We start from the raw sequence: 5,594 nt of genomic DNA on the forward strand, positions 1-5,594 counted from the left end.
GCCGAGCCCGATGGTCATCGTGATCCGGCGTATCTGGCGCGGGTGATCGACGAGCAGCAGGTCACGGCGGTGCAGTTCGTGCCGTCGGTGCTCGACGCGGTACTCGATCATGTCTCTGCGGGGATGTGGACGTCGCTGCGGGCGATGTTCACCGGTGGTGAAGCGTTGTCGGTGCGGACGGTCTCGCGTTTGCGGCGGATCTCGTCCGCTCGGGTACACAACCTGTACGGACCGACCGAGGCGACGGTTCAGGCGACCTCCTTCACGTGCGCGGATGTGATGTCGGGTCGCGGGGTGCCGATCGGGTCCCCGGTGTGGAACATGCGTGCGGTCGTTCTCGACGAGCGACTGAACCTGGTGCCGGTGGGTGTCGCGGGTGAGTTGTATCTGTCGGGTGCCCAGTTGGCCCGGGGATACGACGCTCGGGCGGATCTGACGGCGGAGCGGTTCGTGGCCGATCCGTTCGGATCCGGTGAGCGGATGTATCGCACGGGTGACCTGGTGCGGTGGACGCGACGAGGCGAACTCGACTATCTCGGCCGTACGGACTTCCAGGTGAAGTTCCGGGGCCAGCGCATCGAACTCGGTGAGATCGAGACGGCGCTGCTCGGAGCCGAGGGCGTGGGTCAGGCCGCGGCCGTGGCGCACGCCGGCGAGTTCGGTGAGCATCTCGTGGGCTACGTCGTTCCTGCTGCGGGTGCGATCGTCGATCCGGTAACGGTGCGGGATGCCGTGCGGTCGGTGTTGCCGTCGTACATGGTGCCCTCGCAGGTGGTGGTGCTCGGGGAGTTCCCGCTCAATGCGTCGGGGAAGCTGGATCGGCGGGCGTTGCCGGAGCCGGTGTTCGAGGCGGGTGAGTTCCGGGCGCCGGTGACGCCGGTGCAGCAGACGGTGGCTGCGGTGTTCGGTGAGCTGCTGGGGATCGAGCGGGTGGGTCTCGACGACGATTTCTTCGCTCTCGGTGGTAATTCGCTGTCGGCGACGCAGGTTGCGGCGCGGATCGGTGCTGCGCTGGACGCGTCCGTGCCGGTGCGTCTGCTCTTCGAGGCATCGACGGTGGAGCGCCTCGCCGACGCGGTTGCGTCGTCGGCCGGAACCGGACGTATTCCGCTGGTCCCGCAGAAGCGGACGGGGCCGATCCCGCTGTCGTGGGCGCAACAGCGTATGTGGTTCCTCAACCAGTTCGACCCTGCGGCCGCGACCTACAACCTGCCGTTCGTGGTTCGGATGACAGGGGAGGTGGACACCGCCGTCGTCGAACAGGCACTCGGCGACGTCATCGATCGTCACGAGGCATTGCGGACCGTATTCCCCGAGGGAGAGAACGGAATCCCGCATCAGGTCGTACTTCCGGCGAGCTCTCTCGGATTCGAGGCTCCGGTCGAGGATGTCGACGAGAGCACCCTTCCGGTCCGGCTCGGAGAGTTCGCAGCACACGGATTCGACGTCACCAAGGACGTGCCGATCCGTGCTCGGATCTTCCGGACTGCCGCCGACGACATCGCGGTGGCGGTCGTCGTCCACCACATCGCGGCGGACGGCTACTCGTTCGGACCTCTCTCCTCCGACGTCATCGCGGCGTACACCGCCCGTAAAGGTGGTGACGCCCCGAAGTGGGAGGAACTGCCGGTCCAGTACGCCGATTACAGCATCTGGCAACGCAGGGTGCTCGGAATCGAATCCGACGCCGATTCGCTTGCGGCGAAGCAGATCTCCTACTGGAAGTCGAAGCTGGACGGGGTACCCCACCAGCTCGACCTGCCGTCCGACCATCCGCGTCCGGCGACGCAGTCGTTCCGGGGCGGCCGAGTCGGTTTCGAGATCCCGGCCGAGTCGTATCGTGGTCTCGTCGAGCTCGCCCGCGCTCACAACACGACCCCCTTCATGGCGATGCACGCCGCCTTCGCGGTGCTGTTGGCGCGACTGTCGGGTACCGGCGACATCGCAGTGGGAACACCGATCTCCGGACGAGGCGAGTCGGAGATCGACGGACTGATCGGCATGTTCGTCAACACCCTGGTTCTGCGTACCGAGGTGGACGGAGCTTCGTCGTTCGCCCGACTGCTCGACGAGGTCCGCGATGTCGATCTCCAGGCGATGAGCCACGCCGACATCCCGTTCGAACGTCTTGTCGAGGTGCTGAATCCGGCGCGATCGCAGTCTCGGCATCCGTTGTTCCAGGTGATCCTGTCGTTCCAGACCGAGGGATCCACCGCAGTGGAATTGCCGGGTATGACGGTGCGCGCCGAAGAGGTCGTGGTCGACGTCGCGAAGTTCGATCTCCAGCTGACGGTGGTCGAGCCGGCGGTCGAGGATTCGAGTCGGGCACTGTCCGCCGAGTTCGTCTACGCCGAGGACCTGTTCGAAGCGTCCACCGTCGAGACGTTCGCCGCCCGCTTCCTCAAACTGCTCGACGCCGTCGTCGACTCGCCCGAGGCGGCAGTCGGGGATATCGACATCCTCGACGAGCACGAGCGCCGTGCACTCGTGCAGCGCGATTCGTCCGCACCGGTGCCGTTGACCCTCCCCACTCTCCTGGCGAATGCAGTGGACGGCGCGCCGGAGCTTCCGGCCGTGACGTGCGCAGGACGCACTCTCACCTATGCCGAACTCGATGCGCTCTCGAATCGGTCCGCACGCCTGCTGATCGACTACGGGGTGGGGCCCGGCGATATCGTCGCCGTCGCAATACCCCGGTCGATCGAGTCGGTGACTGCGCTCTGGGCGGTCGCCCGGACCGGTGCGGCCTTCGTGCCGATCGATCCCTCCTACCCGCCTCAGCGAGTCGAGCACATGGTGACCGACTCCGGTGCGGTCCTCGGGCTCACGGTCGCAGCTGTCGCCGCAGATCTGCCCTCCGGCATCGAGTGGCTAGCACTGGACGACCCGTCGGTGACCGACGAGATCGAGGCCCGGCCGTCGACACCCCTCACCGAGTTCCATCTCGTGCGTCCGATCCGATCGGCCGACCCCGCATACGTCATCTACACCTCGGGGTCCACCGGACTTCCGAAGGGCGTGGTGGTCACCCACCGCGGCCTCGCGACGCAGATCACCGATCACCGTGAGCGGTTCGGGATCGAGCCGGGAAGCCGTGTCCTGCACTTCGCGTCACCGAGCTTCGACGCGTCCGTGCTGGAGTTCCTGCTCGCCTTCGGTGCGAGCGCGACCATGGTGGTCGCCCCGACGACCGTCGTAGGCGGTCACGAACTGGCTCAGCTTCTCCGGGAGGAGGGGGTGAACCATGCGTTCGTGACGCCGGCCGCGCTCGCATCCATCGATCCCGTCGGACTCGACGATCTCGAGACGGTGATGGTCGGCGGCGAGGCCTGCACGCGCGACCTGGTTGCGAAGTGGGCGCCGGGACGTCGGTTCTTCAATCTCTACGGTCCGACCGAGACCACCATCGTCGCCGCCGCGAGCCGGTCTCTGCAGGGCACCGAGTCGATCGTGCCGATCGGCGACGCCTTGCCCGGAGCGCCTGTGTACGTCCTGGACCGGAGGCTGCATCCGGTTCCCCGAGGTGTCGCCGGCGAGTTGTACGTCGGAGGTGCGACGGTCGCCCGCGGTTATCGCAATCGTCCCGGCCTCACGGCCGAGCGATTCGTGGCGGATCCCTATTCCGCGACGGGGGAACGTCTCTATCGAACCGGTGACGTCGTCCGCTGGGTGAACATGCCCGACGGTTCGCGGGCACTCGAGTTCATCGGGCGCGCCGACTTCCAGGTGAAGATCCGCGGTCACCGCATCGAACTCGGTGAGGTGGACGCGGTGTTCTCGGCGATGGACGACGTCGATTTCGTCGTGACACTCGGCCGGGAGGGTATCGGTGGTGCACCGGCGCTGGTGACCTATGTGACCTTGGTCGAGGGCTCCACCGCCGAGGCGGAGGCACTGCGCGAAGCGGCAGGCAATTTCCTGCCGCGTTACATGATGCCGAGCGTCGTTGTGGTGATCGACGAAGTGCCGCTGACTCCGGCAGGCAAGCTCGATCGGGACGCGCTGCCCGAGCCGGTCTTCGAAACCCGTGCCTTCCGCGCTCCCGCATCCGTTCTCGAAGAGATCGTGGCCGGGATCTTCGGACAGATCCTGGGTATCGACCGCATCGGTGTGGACGACGATTTCTTCGAACTCGGCGGCAACTCGCTCAGTGCTACCCAGGTGGCCTCGCGTCTCGGTGCCGCGCTCGACGCGTCGGTGCCTGTTCGGGCGGTGTTCGAACATTCGACGGTGGGAGCGCTCGCAGCGTGCGTCGAGTCGTACGCAGGCGCCGGTGGACGCGAACCACTCACGGCGGGACCCCGTCCGAGCCGTATTCCGCTCTCGCTGGCACAGCAGCGCATGTGGTTCCTGAACCGGTTCGATACCGGATCGGCCGTCAACAACATTCCGGTTGCCATCCGGCTCTCGGGACGCCTGGACGTCGCGGCACTGCAGGTCGCCGTCATGGACGTCATCGAGAGGCACGAATCGCTTCGAACGGTCTTCCCGGACACGCCGGCGGGGCCTGTCCAGGTCGTGCGGGAGGCCGCCCCGGTGGTGCCGGACCTGCGGCCCGTCGAGGTGGACGAGATGCAGTTGCACGAGGCCATCGTGGAACTGGTGTCCACCGGATTCGACGTCACGACCGAAGTGCCGGTGCATGCGCGACTGTTCGCGCTGTCCGACACCGAGTACGTGCTCGTCATGGTTGTCCATCACATCAGCGCCGACGGATGGTCCATGGGACCGCTCGCGCGTGACGTCATGATCGCGTACGCATCGCGCTCCGGGTGGGAAGCGCCCTCGTGGGTTCCGTTGGCGGTGCAGTATGCCGATTACGCCTTGTGGCAGCGGCGCGCGCTCGGGTCGGAGGACGATCCGGACTCGCTGATCTCCCGTCAGCTCGACTACTGGCGGGACGCGCTGGCCGACCTTCCGGAGGAGATCGGTCTTCCTACCGATCGACCGCGACCGTCGGTGTCGAGCTATGCAGGTGGACGTATCACCTTCGAGGTGGATGCGGGTCTGCATGCGGGTGTCGATGCGTTGGCGCGTCGGGAGGGTGCGACGCCGTTCATGGTGATGCATGCGGCGTTGGCGGTGTTGTTGGCGCGGTTGTCGGGTAGTGACGATATTGCGATCGGCACGCCGATCGCCGGTCGTGGGGAGCAGGCTCTCGACGATCTGATCGGCATGTTCGTCAACACGTTGGTGTTGCGCACCGAGGTGGATCCGGGGGTGACCTTCGCGGGGTTGCTGGGGCAGATCGCGGAGACGGATCTGGCGGCGTTCGGGCATTCGGATGTGCCGTTCGAGCGGTTGGTCGAGGTGCTGAATCCGGTGCGTTCGCAGGCGCGGCATCCGTTGTTCCAGGTGATGCTCGCCTTCCAGAACCTCGGTACCACTTCGTTCGAGCTGCCCGGTCTTTCGATCTCCGGCGTGGACATCGAAACGGACACGTCGAAATTCGATCTGGCTCTTACTCTCTCGGAGAACTTCACCGACGACGGTCGTTCGGCGGGTATGTCGGCGACGTTGACGTATGCGGTGGATTTGTTCGATGAGTCGACGGTGCGTGGGTTCGCGGAGCGGTATCTGCGGGTGTTGGCTGC

1 protein-coding gene is annotated in these 5,594 nt (G+C 66.2%); it reads left to right on the forward strand.

Annotated elements, in window-relative coordinates:
* Positions 1-5,594 (forward strand): amino acid adenylation domain-containing protein (locus tag ABZ789_RS22495; RefSeq protein WP_358428849.1); only part of this gene is annotated, 5,594 nt, incomplete at both ends.

Origin of the sequence: Rhodococcus sp. NPDC047139 (assembly GCF_040643435.1) — a bacterium.
Taxonomy (GTDB): Bacteria; Actinomycetota; Actinomycetes; order Mycobacteriales; family Mycobacteriaceae; genus Rhodococcus.